At 60.0% G+C, this 14,002-nt stretch carries 16 protein-coding genes; 13 read left to right on the top strand and 3 right to left on the bottom strand.

The window, feature by feature from the left end; translation table 11 throughout:
- Nucleotides 1-188 precede the first annotated feature (188 nt).
- On the bottom strand, nt 189-368 hold the full coding sequence (locus ACYQ26_RS08960; RefSeq protein WP_460525791.1) for a DUF8053 family protein: 180 nt from the start codon (nt 366-368) through the stop codon (nt 189-191).
- A gap of 376 nt (nt 369-744) precedes the next feature.
- On the opposite strand from ACYQ26_RS08960, the gene ACYQ26_RS08955 reads away from it, so the two are divergent.
- The 12 genes from ACYQ26_RS08955 to ACYQ26_RS08900 all read left to right on the top strand — a co-directional run bounded on the left by ACYQ26_RS08955 (nt 745) and on the right by ACYQ26_RS08900 (nt 11,451).
- Entirely contained in the window at nt 745-2,337 is a 1,593-nt protein-coding gene (locus ACYQ26_RS08955; protein WP_459808553.1) for a hypothetical protein, read from the top strand.
- Nucleotides 2,338-2,342: 5 nt separating this feature from the next.
- A complete protein-coding gene (locus tag ACYQ26_RS08950; RefSeq protein ID WP_459808552.1) occupies nt 2,343-2,759 on the top strand; it encodes a hypothetical protein in 417 nt (138 codons plus the stop codon).
- Nucleotides 2,760-2,764: 5 nt separating this feature from the next.
- Nucleotides 2,765-3,178 carry a hypothetical protein gene (locus ACYQ26_RS08945; protein WP_459808550.1) on the top strand — a complete coding sequence of 138 codons (414 nt, stop codon included), beginning with the start codon at nt 2,765-2,767 and terminating at the stop codon, nt 3,176-3,178.
- 137 nt (nt 3,179-3,315) lie between these two features.
- A complete protein-coding gene (locus ACYQ26_RS08940) occupies nt 3,316-3,603 on the top strand; it encodes a hypothetical protein (RefSeq protein ID WP_459808549.1) in 288 nt (95 codons plus the stop codon).
- A complete protein-coding gene (locus ACYQ26_RS08935) occupies nt 3,600-3,887 on the top strand; it encodes a hypothetical protein (RefSeq protein ID WP_459808548.1) in 288 nt (95 codons plus the stop codon). The genes ACYQ26_RS08940 and ACYQ26_RS08935 overlap by 4 nt, the downstream gene beginning before the upstream one ends.
- Before the next feature lie 139 nt (nt 3,888-4,026).
- Nucleotides 4,027-4,377 carry a hypothetical protein gene (locus tag ACYQ26_RS08930; RefSeq protein WP_459808547.1) on the top strand — a complete coding sequence of 117 codons (351 nt, stop codon included), beginning with the start codon at nt 4,027-4,029 and terminating at the stop codon, nt 4,375-4,377.
- A gap of 1 nt (nt 4,378) precedes the next feature.
- Nucleotides 4,379-6,094: a hypothetical protein gene (locus ACYQ26_RS08925; RefSeq protein WP_459808546.1), complete on the top strand. Its 1,716-nt coding sequence runs from the start codon at nt 4,379-4,381 to the stop codon at nt 6,092-6,094.
- Nucleotides 6,087-6,965, top strand: coding sequence for a hypothetical protein (locus ACYQ26_RS08920; RefSeq protein WP_459808544.1), 879 nt, complete (start codon nt 6,087-6,089; stop codon nt 6,963-6,965). The genes ACYQ26_RS08925 and ACYQ26_RS08920 overlap by 8 nt, the downstream gene beginning before the upstream one ends.
- A 497-nt stretch (nt 6,966-7,462) precedes the next feature.
- Entirely contained in the window at nt 7,463-8,107 is a 645-nt protein-coding gene (locus ACYQ26_RS08915; RefSeq protein WP_459808543.1) for a hypothetical protein, read from the top strand.
- A 179-nt stretch (nt 8,108-8,286) separates the two neighbouring features.
- Nucleotides 8,287-10,818 carry an FxsA family protein gene (locus ACYQ26_RS08910; RefSeq protein ID WP_459808542.1) on the top strand — a complete coding sequence of 844 codons (2,532 nt, stop codon included), beginning with the start codon at nt 8,287-8,289 and terminating at the stop codon, nt 10,816-10,818.
- Nucleotides 10,815-11,018, top strand: coding sequence for a hypothetical protein (locus ACYQ26_RS08905; RefSeq protein WP_459808541.1), 204 nt, complete (start codon nt 10,815-10,817; stop codon nt 11,016-11,018). Before ACYQ26_RS08910 ends, ACYQ26_RS08905 begins: the two co-directional genes overlap by 4 nt.
- A gap of 34 nt (nt 11,019-11,052) precedes the next feature.
- On the top strand, nt 11,053-11,451 hold the full coding sequence (locus ACYQ26_RS08900; protein ID WP_459808540.1) for a hypothetical protein: 399 nt from the start codon (nt 11,053-11,055) through the stop codon (nt 11,449-11,451).
- A 78-nt stretch (nt 11,452-11,529) separates the two neighbouring features.
- Here ACYQ26_RS08900 and ACYQ26_RS08895 read toward each other — a convergent pair whose 3' ends face one another.
- A complete protein-coding gene (locus ACYQ26_RS08895; protein ID WP_459808539.1) occupies nt 11,530-11,820 on the bottom strand; it encodes a DUF7692 domain-containing protein in 291 nt (96 codons plus the stop codon).
- 319 nt (nt 11,821-12,139) lie between these two features.
- Here ACYQ26_RS08895 and ACYQ26_RS08890 point away from each other — a divergent pair, with 319 nt between their 5' ends.
- Nucleotides 12,140-12,619 (top strand): PadR family transcriptional regulator, encoded by a 480-nt coding sequence (locus tag ACYQ26_RS08890; protein WP_459808538.1) that lies wholly within the window; start codon nt 12,140-12,142, stop codon nt 12,617-12,619.
- Nucleotides 12,620-12,630: 11 nt separating this feature from the next.
- On the opposite strand, the gene ACYQ26_RS08885 is transcribed toward ACYQ26_RS08890, so the two are convergent.
- Complete coding sequence (locus tag ACYQ26_RS08885; protein ID WP_459808537.1) at nt 12,631-13,506, bottom strand: hypothetical protein; 876 nt, start codon at nt 13,504-13,506, stop codon at nt 12,631-12,633.
- Nucleotides 13,507-14,002: the final 496 nt, after the last annotated feature.

Below are 14,002 nucleotides of genomic sequence, written 5' to 3'. Positions count from 1 at the left end.
GAGCTATTCTACTGGCAGTAGCAGCGGTTATTCAGGTGGCAAGGTCTTTCGCCAACTCCTTCTAAGAGAGTGTCAGTGGATACGGGCCGATTCGGCGATATCTTGTCTGAGATACGATATACACCCTTGTGAAAGTGAAATAGTAGAACGGGTATCTACAGTCAGAAACTCAAGAACCGAATACTTGGTTAGGAATTATCCAGTTCGATTGCTGTAATTCGGTACTCTCCGTCACCGACACGGTCAACTGCGAGCCGGGCGTCTTTGAGTTCGCCGTTCTCGTTGACCAAGCCGTCGCGCTCGAGGTCGTCTTTTGGGAGCGTCACGCCGCCGGATCCGTCCATATTTCTGAGTTTTCTGATCGGCATGATACAGCGGTTCCCCTCGTCCCCCCTCCATAAAGGGTGGTGCTTCCGGGGGGTCGCACCCCGGAGAACCCGTTACATTCCTGAATGTTATTGAGTGGGGAAATGTGCTCCGTCGCAGGCGAACGCGAGGTGCGTTCGCTGTACGCCCTATCCGTCTGCGGTGGGGTAGTGATACAATGGAGAAACCTGAGAAATCAGACGATACAGACGATGTACCAGCGTTTAGGGATTGGTCCAACGTCCGCGACCGGAGGGAGATCGCATGACGTGGGATCCGGATGGTCTCGTCACGGGTCCGGCGTTCCGCGAGTATGTCTCCAAGTTGTGTGCTAACTACGGCGAGCCCGCCGGAAACGGGCATTCTTCGGAAACCAACATGAGCGCAAACACTGGCGAGACGGTCGAATCAGAATCGAACACGAACGAAATCGGTCGACGCGCGTTTTGCGTCGGCGCGGCGGGGACGGTCGCGCTGGCGGCGACGGGCGCGGCGGCGGCACAAGAGGGCGACGGCGATCTCACGCTTAACTACAGCTCGGACGTCGTCGCGAATCCGTTCATTTCGGCGGACGTGACGATCGGCACCCACAAGTCGGGGTATGACTCGCCGCTGATGTTTGAGAACGACAACGGGGAAGACGTCGAGCTGCCGGCGGAGATCAACGATCGGCACCCGGACAACGCGGACGAGACGACGCAAAATCTGTTCGGATTCCGGGCGGACAAGGTCTCTACGGGCGCGTATAATGCGTGGCCGCGCGACACGAAATATGACGAGTCGGGCGACGGAGACGCGGAGACGGCCGTTACTGCCGTCGACGCGACGCACTGGTCGACGGACACATCGAACACGTCGGGCTCGCTCACGGTTGAGAACGGCGGCGACGAGGTCGACAGCGTGCGAATCGCGGCGTCGTCGATCGCGAGCGGAGAGAACGCGACGGCGACGTTTGACTTAACCGCGCATAACGCGGAGATCACGAGCGACGAAGAAAAGCGGTACCTGCAGCTCTGTCTTAACGTCGACGCGCTCACGTCGGGCGCGGTCGTCGAGATCCGCGCCGTCGACGAAGACGGCGACTACAAAGCGGGCGTGATCGATCCGTCGGCGGACTCGAGCTCGACGAACGTGATCGCGACCGCGACCGGCGCCGGGATCGTCTTTCAGAAACAGCTCGCGGATCTCACGGTCCAGGGATCGGGCGACGGCGCGATCAATAACATCCAGGCGCTCGAGGTCGACGTCGCGGAAGCGGACGCGACCGTCGAGCTGTTCGGGATCGATCTCGAGCGGAAGTCGAAATGGGAGTTCGGCAGACACGTCAAGAACGAAAACACCGACGACGAGGAGACGGTCACGGTCTACGAGCCGGGACCGGGCGTCGAGACGTACACGAGCCTGGACGGTGAGATTCTGTCGAACGCGACGATCCACGATCTCGAGGTGCCGGTGAAATACACGGCGGCCGCATCGGACGCGGGCTCGGCGTCGTCGACGTCGGCGGACAACTACCCGCAATTCGATCACCGGCTCGAGCAGGTCGAACGGCTCGAGACGGAGACGGCGATCGATCTCTCGCATTCGAATCTCAAACTCGAACTGGAACAGACGCTCCCGACGGACCGCTATCACACGCTCGAGCTGGCGACGGGGACGTCGTCGAAAGACGACCCGGAGGACATGTCGTTCTCCGACGTCTCGGGATCGCTGTCGGGCGTGGGTTCGACGGTCGTGCTCGAGGATCTCGTCGAGTCGGGCAAGGAGTACACGGTGCGGATCCGTGAGATCCTAACGAGCGACGAGTACGACACGGCGACGTCGGTCGGCACGATGGGCGGCGGTGGCGGCGCTCGCTCGACGGGCGGCGGCGGGTGGTTCTCCGGCGCTCGCGGCGCGCTCCTGGCCGTGTTCGCGACGCTCACCGGCTACTTCGGGATCGTCAAGCGCCGACTGCCGTTTTCGGGGTGATATAGATGCCGCAAGACCCTGATTCACTATACAAGCGGGCGCTCGAGACGCTCGACGAGGGCGGCTGGAGCCGGCTACTCAAGGGCGGGTTCGGCACCATATTCCTGTCGTGGGTGTTCTCCGTGACGGGGATCATGGGCTCGTTCTTTGAGCGGCTATTCGGGCCGTTCGGCAGGATCATGGCCGCGGTCGGGACGTACATCGATGCAACAGCCGGGGCCGGCGCTCGCGTCATCAATGCGGGCGGGCAAGCGTCCGCAAATTCATTCCTTGAGGGCATAGGGTCGTTCTTTGGCCCGGCAGCGCTCCCTGCGTCGGTGTTCGTGGTCGCGCTGTCGTTGATTGTCTTAGATTGGTGGTGGGAGCGTGTGGATTACTCGCCGATCGAACACATCACCAATCTATTCAGTCGGGGTAATTAGTGAAGATGGTCAGATTCCGATCCGGAGGTGGTGGCGGCGGCGGAGACGACAATTGGGCGTCGACGGCGTCGTCGTACGCCGAGCGGTACGTCTCCGACGGCTCAATCAAATGGGGAGAGTTAGTCCGAGATACGGCCGGGGCGTTCGTGGTCGGCTATTTCTACTGGATCACCGACGTCGTCGACTTTGCGACGGGGTGGATTAAGACGGCGATCGCGAGCGTCTCGACGTGGATCGGAGACGTCGCGTCGCTACTGTTCACGCTGCCGGCGGACGGGCTCGAGACGACGATCTCGGAGGTGTACGTGCTGGTTGAAGCGTCGGGAATCCTCGGGCTCGTCGTGGGGATCGTGATCGGCGTGATCCTGCTGGCGGTCGCGGAGCGACTGATACGGACCGTCGTGGGGGGATTGACATGACGTCGAGCTCGAGCGGCTCCGGCGGAGCGTCGGGGCTCGCGGACCACGCGGATACGCTGTCGGACTTAGCGTCGAATCCGACGGAATGGCTGCGAGAGCACGTCTACCAGCTAATTGTAGAGGCGTTCCTATCGCTGGTGTTCGAAGGGCTCGACATGCTCCGGCAGATAGGGGCGGCGATCCTCTACTCGTCGGTCGGGACGGCGCTACGGGCGTTCTACGACGCATTCGCGGTGATCGGCGAGATCCCGATCGACATGCTCCGACTGATGCATGACGTGTTCGTGTCGGCGTCGACGGCGGCGGGGCCGTTCGCACCGTTCATTTATATGGTGCTTTGGACCAGCGTGACGGCGATCGTGATCGGGCTCGGCTCGCTGGCGTGGTCGCAAATCGTGGGGCGTCTCCCGGTGATCTCGACATGAGTCCGGACAGTGATCGCGCGATCGCAAGCGCGCTGGCAGGGTTAGCGGCGGTCGTGTCGGATTTCGTGATGTTCGGCGGGGATATGCTGGTCTCGGCGCTCACGCTGGTCTTCACGGATCCGACGTCGCTCCTGTCGTTCCTATCGGTGCTGTCGACGTACGCGTCGCGCGTCGAGTGGCTCCCGGCCGGCGCGGTCGAATCGGCATACAATTTCCTGATCCTGGTCGCGGTCGTCGTGCTGGCGATCGGGATCCTCGAGCGAATCTATGAGCGTGCAACATGAACGGAAGAAAGCACAGCGGACGGTGGAATCGAACGCCGCTCGAGCGATCGTCGTTACACGCGTCGTATAATTTCGATCGCTCGGAGCGGGGAGATCGCGTCGGCGAGCTCGAGGGAGATTCCTCGAGGGGTGGTTTCGCGTGATCGCGCTGGTCGTCGGCGGCGGCGTGCTGGCGCTGGTGAGTGCGGCGTGGCTCCTAAGCTACGTGCGGCACGGAGACGCCGAGAGCGCGACGTCGACGGTCGTCGGGGCCATTGGGTCGCTGGTGGTCGGACTCGTGACTGTCGTCTCGACAGCGGGCGCAGAGGGCGCGGACGCGCTCGCGCAGATTGCGGACTTAGTCGGCGGGCCGGTGCTGTCGAATCTGTTCGCGATCGGGCTCGGCTACCTGGCGATCGGCGCCAACGCGATCACGCCGAAAACGTGGATCCTGTTGACCGGCACCATGTTGCTCGTGCTGTTCGTGATCGACCGCGGGGTCGGTGGATAGCATGACTCGAGCCACGCGTTACGGACTGGTCGCGCTGGTGCTGGTGCTGGTCGCGTCGGTCGCGCTCGGCACGGCGACGGCGGTCGCGCAACCGGACGAGCCGACGAATGAGACGATCACCGACAGCGCCGAGCTCGAGGGCAAGTATTCGCTCGAGACGCTCCGGAGCGGCGGTCGGACCGTGTCGGGCGCGGATCCATCGACGCGGTGGCTCGGCGACAGCGGGAGCATGTACGTCGATTACAGTAGCGCGAACCCGCTAACCTCCGGAAAGACGGAGGAATGGGAAGCGGAGAACCTGTTAGCGAACGGCGATCTCGTGCGGGTAAACGAGCTCACGTTCCACGCGACTCGGCTGCGGAACGCGGAGAGTGAGACGTACGAGCTCGTCGTCGTCTACTGGACCGAAGGGACGCGCCAGCGCGGGAATGCGACGGTCCCCGTCGCGAACGTGCAAGCGGAGGACCGCAAAGAGCTCCCGATTGAGGGCGCGTTCGCGCATGAGACCGTCGATCTCCGGCGGAGCGACGAGTCGCGGCGGGTAACGATGTGGCTCGAGGACAGCTCCGGGGATCGCGTCGACGGCGCGCAGTGGACATTTAAACACCACTCGCTCGCGACGGCGGCGGACGCGGGGATCGACGGCGAGGGGGACTATCTCTCGCGGGCGCTCATGGAGTTCCTGCTACCGATCGCGGGCAGGTCGTTCGTGGTCGGCGGCGCCGCGAATCGGGGGGTTAAACGCGCGGGCGTGGGGCCGCAATACGGCTACGTGCCGTGGATCGTCGGGCTCACGCTGGCGACGTTCATATTTGTCTCGTGGCAATTCACGACGCTGGCGGATCTCGTGGCCCGCGCACCGCTAATTCTGTCGGCGTACGTCGTCGGGATCGTCGGGATCGTCGTGCTCGAGGGCCAACAGTCGAATGTCAAGGAGACGGTGTTCCTCCGGCCGCACTTGGTCGACGTCGCGAACGCTCGCGGCGACGACGCGAAAGACTCGCTCCTGGCGGACATGAAGACGGAGAAAGTCGTCGATCTCCATAACGGCGCGAAAGCGGTCGTACGGCCGGGTGTGCGGCCGTTCCTCTCTCGAGTGTTCGGCGGGAAAGCGGTACTCGACCCGTCGCGGCCGCTCACGACGGAGATCAACCTGGCGGAAAGCGAATGGGATCAATTGATCTTAGTCGACCCGGACGCCGACGAGACGCTCGACTACACGCCGGAGGGATGGAAATTCGAGGTGCCGGAGCTGACCGACTGGGGCGACGCGCTCGAGATCGCGACGGGCGGTGCCGTGACGGTCGGAATCGTGTTGCTCGTCGGATTTCTGGCGTCGTGGGCGTGGGGGATCGGCGCCGGGCTCGTGGTGATCGCGCTGGTGTGCGCGACGCCGACGGAGACGGCGGCTCGCGTCGATCCCGCGAACGGTCACGAGCGGGCGGCGTTTATCAGCATGATGTACCTGGCGGAGAACCACGACGACGCGGAGACGCTCGAGTCGGCGCGCAAGAAGCTCATTCGCGAGCGGGCGCGCTCCGAGCGAGACGTCGACGAGGCGCTCGAGACGCAAGACGCGACGCTGGTTGAGGAGATGTTCGGGTCGGACGTCGACCGGCGGCTCGTCGACGACGCGAGCTCGGCGACGGACTCGAGCGACGATCGGGATCGCGAGCGAGCCGACCAGGAGATCCCGGAGGTGCCGGCCGATGACTGATCGCGATCTAGATCGCGACGGCGCCGACGTCGACGGCGATCGGGACGGTCGACGGGGATCGTCATTACACGGCGAGTGTAACGACGATCGCTCGAGCGACGTCGCCGACGAGATCCTCGAGTCGCACCGGCCAGCGCTGAAAAAGCTCGAGATCGACATTCGCCAGCTCCGCGAGGAGCTGTTGACGGGATTCGGCTCGCGCCGGGAGATCCTCGAGTGGTCGCAACGGTTGACGGTGCGGACGCTCGGCGAGATCCGGCAGTCGTGGTATCTCGAGCTGGCGCGGCAATTCAGGGGCGTTCCCTCGAGCGGTCGCGAGCGGGCGCTGTTGTCGGCGCTGTTGACGTCGGAGGAACGGACACGGGAGTTGGATCCGGACGCCGTCGACGGGCTCCGCGAGCGGCTCGCTGCGGTCTTGCTGTCGTCGTCAGAGCACCGGGCGTTTCGGGAGCTCCGGTCGGACGCGGGCGAATATCTCGACGACGCCGACAGCGAGAGCAAACACGACCCGCGAATGCAGCGGTTTATCGCTATGCGGCCGGCGCTCGACGAGCTCGAGACCTACCAACAGCGGGCGCTGTCGACGTGTCTTGACGGGCTCGAGGATCGCGGCGAGATCCTCGAGTGGGGGGAGGATCTCGAGCTGGCGACGCACGGCGAGATCGCCGAGTCGTTCATCGAACGATGCTACCGGGAGCCGTCGGTGGCGTCGCTGTTGACGTCGACGGACCAGGCGGATAAGCGCGCTCGCGAGTTGTTCGCGGCGTATCACATTATCCCCGCGTATAATGCGGGCGTGCGCGACCTTGCGGGTCGCGCCGGGGAACAGCCAGACGCAGATAAACCGGAGAAAGAGACTCCCTACGCATGAGTATCAAAGGATCACAGTCGAAGACGAATCAGGAGTATCGCGAGGAGGCTCTGGCCCAGTTTCAGGAGCCCGTAACCAACACGCAACAGGCGACCGACGACTCGCGTCGGCATATAGACGCGCGCTCAATCCGTGAACACTTCGGGATCCCGGCGTGGGACCGGGACGCATTCGAGTACCCGTCGGTCGTCCCCAACTGTCTTGAACATACGTGGGACGCGCCGCTGAATGAGGATTCGGGCGGGACAGACGCGCTGGTGCGTGGAAAGCCGGGGAGCGGAAAGTCGACGCTCGCGAATTATCTCGCGGCGCGGTTGATGGATATCAACGACGAGCGTGTCGTGTGGCGCGGCTCGAGCTCGCGGTCGGAGTGGCTCCCGCTGGCGCCGTGGACACGCCTCTGTCTCCCGGCCGGTGTTGGTATCTCGGCACGGCTCGAGAGCAAGGATCCGCGCAAGCCGGCGGTTGAGCTCCGGATCGACGATCTCGACGCGATCGTGCGGGAGATCGTGTATTACGAGGATCCGATCGATCTTAACCAGAAATTGCAGGAAGGCGCGTTTCACGTCGTGTACCCGGATCCGCGGATGCGCGGCTGCGAGCGCGTCTATCAGGAAAGTCCGGAGCGGACGTACGAGGCGCCGGGGAATCGGGAGCAACTGTTCCATGAAGACGATCCGGCGTCGCACTGGTGGTTCGCCTGGGTACTCGCCCGAGTCGAACACGGGCCCCATCATTGGACGTCGTTGATCTTCGACGAGGTCGGTGATATCGCGCCACAGAGCGCGAAGAAAGACCAGTTCGGGACGTACCAGAAAGTCGAGATGCTCAAGGACACGTGGGTCGACGCCCGCAAGTTCGGGCTGTCGATCTACTGTTTCGGCCACGCGGAGACGGACATTCATCAAATGATCCGGAAAAAGCTCCGCTGGCGGGTTCAGATGCGTGGAACGGCGAACCCGACGACGAAAAGCGATCTCGTCGGGTTCGAAAGCGTCCCGATGAACGCCGACCAGACGTCAAACTTCCCGATTGACAAGGCGTTGATGTACACAGAGACGAATTTCGACGATTTCCGTTTCACAGACATGCCAACGACGCACGACTACAAGCTCCGCATTCAGTTGGAGGGGGTTCGATGAAATTTAAAAAATTAGAGAGATCGGACGAAAATCGATCTCGGACCGGGGTCCGCGCGATCGCGGCAATCTCGCCGTTTTCACGCGCGCGTATATCAGATAAGCGCGTAGGGGTCCCCCCGCGGGTGCGCGCCAGCATAATGCGCGGCGGCGCGGGCGCTCGGAGAGTGGTAACGCTGGTGATGATTTTGCTGGTGGCGACGTCGCTGGTCGTGCCGATCGCGGCGGCGTCGACGGCGACCGCGTCGACGAGCTCGGCGCCGTCGGGCATGGTCGGCGTGCCGGCGGATCAAATCACGGCGACGCACGGAGACGCCAGCGCGTGGGACGTCTATAGCTCCGCACACGCGGATACGCTCGAGATAGAGATCGGCACGACGTCGAGCGGGGATCCGCTACTCCGCGCGAGCGACGACGTGAACCACGACGGGCGGACGCTCGCGATCGACGCGACGACGCTGGTCGACGCGATCGGCTACCGACCGGAGAAAGCGGTCGGCGAACACTCGAGCGGTGATCGGTGGACCGACGAGATCGCATATTCCGACGGCTATGCGCTAATCGAGGTAGAGAAGTTCTCTACCAACGATATTCGGTTTACCGGCACCGTGACGGCACACGTCTCTCGAGCCGCGGACGGCTCACAGCTCACGTACCAGATTGACAACAGTAGCGGCGTCGACACGATCTCGGCGGAGCTAATCGGCCACCAGAGTACGGCGTCGGAGACGATCACCGGCACGACGAGCGCCGGGTCGTCGGAATCGGTCTCGCTAATCGGCGAGACGACGCAATCCGCGGAGATAAGCGCCAAAGTCGACGATGGATCCGTGAGCTACGGGGAGACGTTCGGTATTGGGGGCTCGAGCGACTATCGGCCGCAAACAGTCACAAAAACGTATCAGACGGGCTTGTTATCGGTTAATGAGCTGGAAATAACATTTGGTTCCTCGGGCTATGATGGCTACGCGAACATCTACATTAACGGACAGAAAGTCGGGAGCCCGAAATTCCTCGACGGTAGTACGGTCACGCGGACAGTGAGCTTTAGCGAGATTGAGACGCCGAGTAAGGAGATGAATGTGACGTATGAGTACGACCCTGACCGCAATAACTACATGAGCGGGGTTGACATCACAAATGTAATATATCGGTCTCCGAACCCGACACAGGTCGACGTCTCGTCATCGTCGGATTCGGTCACGCTCACCGACGAATCGCCGTCGTCGATCGCGCTCGCGGATCAATCGGATACGCTGTCGTTTTCGGCGGATAACGGGCCTGTCGAGTGGACTTTAGACTATACGGCGACCGGAACGACCAAAGACGCGGCTGTCTCACTGAATGGGCAACAGAGCCAAACGATCTCGTCGCTCGGAGACGGCGAGCGGACGTCCGTCGATCTCGACCCGTCGGCGCTGCAAGACGGGAAAAACACGCTCACGCTCCATACGGGGAGCGCAAACGGGATTGCGACCGACGTCGGGCTCGAGTACTCGCACGTCGCGACAGCAAACCAGACGGTCGACTATCGCGGCGAGACGTGGTCGGAGACGTACAATATCTCGCGCAAGTGGGATTCGGCGACACAAGACGCGAGCGTGACGATTCCGTTTGCGTCGGATCGCGTCGTCGGGATCCGGGACGTCGAGTATCGGGTGAACGGTGGCTCGTGGCAACCGCTCGAGAGCTACCAGCTCGACGGAACGACGCTCACGGCGGAGTTGGGCAGTCTCGCGGAGGGAGACACGGTCGGGGTTCGTGCGACCGGATCGAAGGTCGACGTCTCCGGCGGCTCGATCGAAGTGCTCGAGCCGACGACGGAGGGCGATACGCTCAATTCGAAAGTCAAGATCACCGATCACTCGGATTCGTTCGCGATCGACGTCGGGGGCACCGTCGCCGGCAATTGGATCCACGACACGTATAACGAGAGCTGGACAGCGCCGGAGACGTCGGTCACGGTCGGCGCGGACGGAGCGCAAACGATCCACATTCCGGGCGCGAGCGCGGGCAGTACTACGCGCGTTCGCACGCTCCCGCTCGAGGCAGCGCCGAACACGGGCTCGGCGACTCTCGAGATCCTCGAGACGACGTCGGAGGACCAGGAAATGCGCTTTAGTGTGGATCCGTCGAGAGCGGCGTCGTCGGTGACGTACAAGTATCACGACACGGTCTCGGGAGAGAAATACTACCTGTATAGCGACACGCACGACGTCGTGCGCGACAGCGATACGGCACAGTCGCCGGTCTCGCTCACCGACGACGGCTATTCGGAGACGCTGGCGATCTTGCTCGACTCGGGCTCGGACTCGAGCTCGTCGTCGGGCGGCGGTGGCGGCGTCGGTGGCGGCGGTCCGGTCTCGACGGCGACGTCGACGGCCGGCGGCGTGTCGCCGACGATCATCCTGGTCGTCGCGACGGCGGCGGTCGGCGGGCTCGCGTTGCTCGCTCGGCGCACGGGACTCCCGGTATGGATCGCGGGAGTCGGCGCCGTGCTGGTCGGCGTGTTCGGGCTCGAGACGATCTCGCCGGGGACGATCTCGGACGGGCTTAGTTCGGCGATCGTGATGCTATCGTCGCGGGTCGGCCGGGTGATGCCGGCCGTGACGTTGATCGTCGTCGGACTGGGTGCGTATATGGTCGTTCGCTGGTGGCAAGGCCGTACCGGGCCGGATACGCGAGTCACGTTTAAACTGGGTGATAACAAATGAGCGCAATTAGTGGATTCTCAAAGCTTGTAATGGCACTTGGGACGGGTATCGGTGTAACGCTAATCGCATGGTTCGGCGCGTCGGTCGCGCTCGGCATGCTGGCGGGCGCTGGCGTGATCTCGGTCGGTTGGGGGCTCGGATCGGAGATCGGATTCGCGCTCGTCGTGGGCGCGCTCGCGGCTGGCAAGGTGGTCCAATGAGCGACATGCACGCGATCGCGGAGGGGATCGATCGGTGAGCGTCGACGACGTCGTCGAGTCGCTCGGGTGGCCGCTGGCGCTGGTGGCGCTGAACGGCTCCGGGTGGATCGCGCGGCACACGGTGATTCCGTCGGAGTGGTCCGGCGTCGTCGCGGGGTTCCTGGTGATCGCGGCGATCGGATCGGTCGTTTCCGTACTCCGAGCGGCCGGCGTCGATCTCGAGGGCGGGCGCTGTAAGGCGGAGACGAACGACGGCTCGCGCTGTCGGCTCGAGCGGGATCCCGGCGCGGATCTCTGTCACGTACACCAGCGCACGCATGACGTCACGCTCCACTCGTCCGCGCTCGCGGAGACGGACGGGTTCGCGGGCGAGCTCGAGCGCGACCAGGACCGCGAGCGCACGGACGAGACCGCGGACAGACGGGCGGGCTAACGCGCATATTCTACGCTGGCGGGCGTACGGACACGGAGACGCGCGAGCGGCGGCGCTCGCGCTCGAGGGCGCGGAGAATTAGTCGCTCGGCGTTTCGACGTCGACGTCGGTCTCGACGCTGAATGTGGTCTTGCCGGTCGACAGCGTGGCGGCGATCTCGCGTCGTTGCTCGAGAGTGAGATCGTCGCGGGAAAGGACTTGCTCGACGTTCGCGATAAGCTCGACGACGTCGTGACACGCGAACGCGACGGCGTCGGATCGATTACAATCGTAGTAGCTCGAGACCCGTTCTATCTGGTCGAATCGCCATTCGTTGCCGTCTCCGGTCCGGATCCGGACGGAGCCGGGGACGTCGTCGGATCGTGCCATGCTCGTGAACACGAGCTGGATTTCCTAGTATTCTCCGGTGACTGAAAGCGCGCGCATTTATAAGGGGCGGGCGCAGGCGCGTTCATTATCGCGTCGGCGGGCGGGCGCTGGTGGTCGCGAGCGGGCGGATATGAACACGGGCGCTCGCGACTCGTGTTCATATCGGGGAAATCGGTTTCGTCGACGCACAACCGGTGGGAGAGTGATTTGAACGATCCTATGAACAAAGATATACCGCAAATAATCTGTTGTATAGTCCAGTAACAGATTAGACACAGAACGGTTATATTGGAAGAGTAGTAATCAACATCCAAGACCTATGACTCGCTCAGAGCCAACCACCTTAGAGATTAAGCCTGAGCAAGTCAGCCTTCTCGCCCTTTTATTCTCTTCTGAAGAGAGTAAGATAAAAGGCAAGACCCGATTGCAAAAGCTTGCCTTTTTGTTGGACAAGGAAGAAGTAGGTGAGGAGAAGGATCTTTATAAATTTATAAAGTATGATTATGGGCCATTTTCCAAACAGCTAATGGAAGATGTTGACTTCTTTAAAGAAGAGGGATTTATTGAAGTAGATACTAAGCGCACTTTCAGCGGCAACACCAGATACGACTATAAATTAACAAACGAAGGCGAACAGTTAGCGAATCTGCTGTTCAATAATGTCGATGATGCTGAGGAATTGCATAACTCCGCAAAGGAGATTACAGAGCAATACAATGAATATCCCATTCGAAAGCTCGTTGAATATGTCTACGATGAATATCCAGAGTATAAGGAAAATAGCGTATACGAATATTGAATTTAAGCCTTTTAACCATCAAATGTTAATTCTGCTTCTTCACCTCCATTTTCTGCTTCTTCACCGTCACTCCCCTTATCTTTCTTACCACTCTTCAACACCCCGTTTAGTTCCTGATCTTTATCCAGATCTTTAAGACTCATTCTGCCCTGTGTGATTTCCACTTTAATTGTATTGGAATTATCCTCGTTTTTCCTTCTAAGATTGAATTCTGGCCATGAAGGAAGTGAAGGATCTTTCCAGAACTGAGAGTTTAGGATATTTCTTTTTTGATCCAGGCATGACTGAAGGAACCGCATATAATATCGGTCATACCAAGATCGGTTCTTATCTAGGGATTCTTGATTGAATTCTATCCTAGAAATGTCTTGGTGATGATGGTATGTAATTCCCTCTAATGATCTTTCTTCTACTTCACCTAACTGGTTACGACTAATTTCCTTCGAACCAGATAAGAGGAGATCATAGTTTTCTGATGGAGACCCAACCTGTTCTATATATCCTTTAATCTCTTTCCCGTCAACAGTGACTATATTTACAAGATCTGTCCGTGATGCTTGTTGAATCGCTGTTTCCCAAGGCTGGTCTAAGTCCCGCTTCTTTTTGTGCTGTTCATCAAACAAAAGGTACTTTGACATTCCAAAAAGAATCCCAATTATCAACCCCATGAAAATTTGAGATGTGATCAAGTTGAATGATTCTAATATAGTAAGGTCAGAAATAGAATCCATACTCAAAGATTCCGTTAAAGAAAATGGTTTAGTTATGAATTCGGGCAATGATGAAGATATTTTGGAAGATATTCCAGATATTCGGGCCAATTCGACGGACACTAATGAAAAATACCCGCCAGTCGCCATTAACACAATTTTCGTAATCCGTTCCATATTATCTAACGCAACATTAGACCACAGATATGCCCTAATCGTCACATAGCCAGGAATGAGAAGGAAGAGAAAGAAGACAAGGTTACCTGTGAAAGTAGCACTCCCATTCATTGATTACTGGATTTGTGCATCGGACCTAAATAGAATTTTCTTTACAGTATGATAGAAGGACTTGATCTCTCCAACATCTAACCGCGGGTATAGCCGGGGAGATTCTAGTTACTGAGCCCAATTTGCACAACCCCATTGGAATTATAGCCTATTCGAGTCACTCAAAGGCCAGTCACACTTACAGAAGGTCTGATTGGGACATGTTTCTGGGGCGATCGTCGCAATCGTTGCTCTGACTGATATCGGTCTTCTGCAACGGTAGCCGCAGTCAATGTGCAAAATCGGAGATCAGGTTTTGTCGATGTGTAACCTCTTGGGGTTAGGTTAGGAGTGCCATGAGAGTATCTATGTTGCACTTTTCCGTATCTATTTGGTATTTTGATTA

The organism is Halopiger thermotolerans (assembly GCF_054654555.1).
The sequence above is the reverse complement of the archived record's forward strand: the minus strand, read 5'-3'. Positions and strand labels throughout refer to the sequence as shown.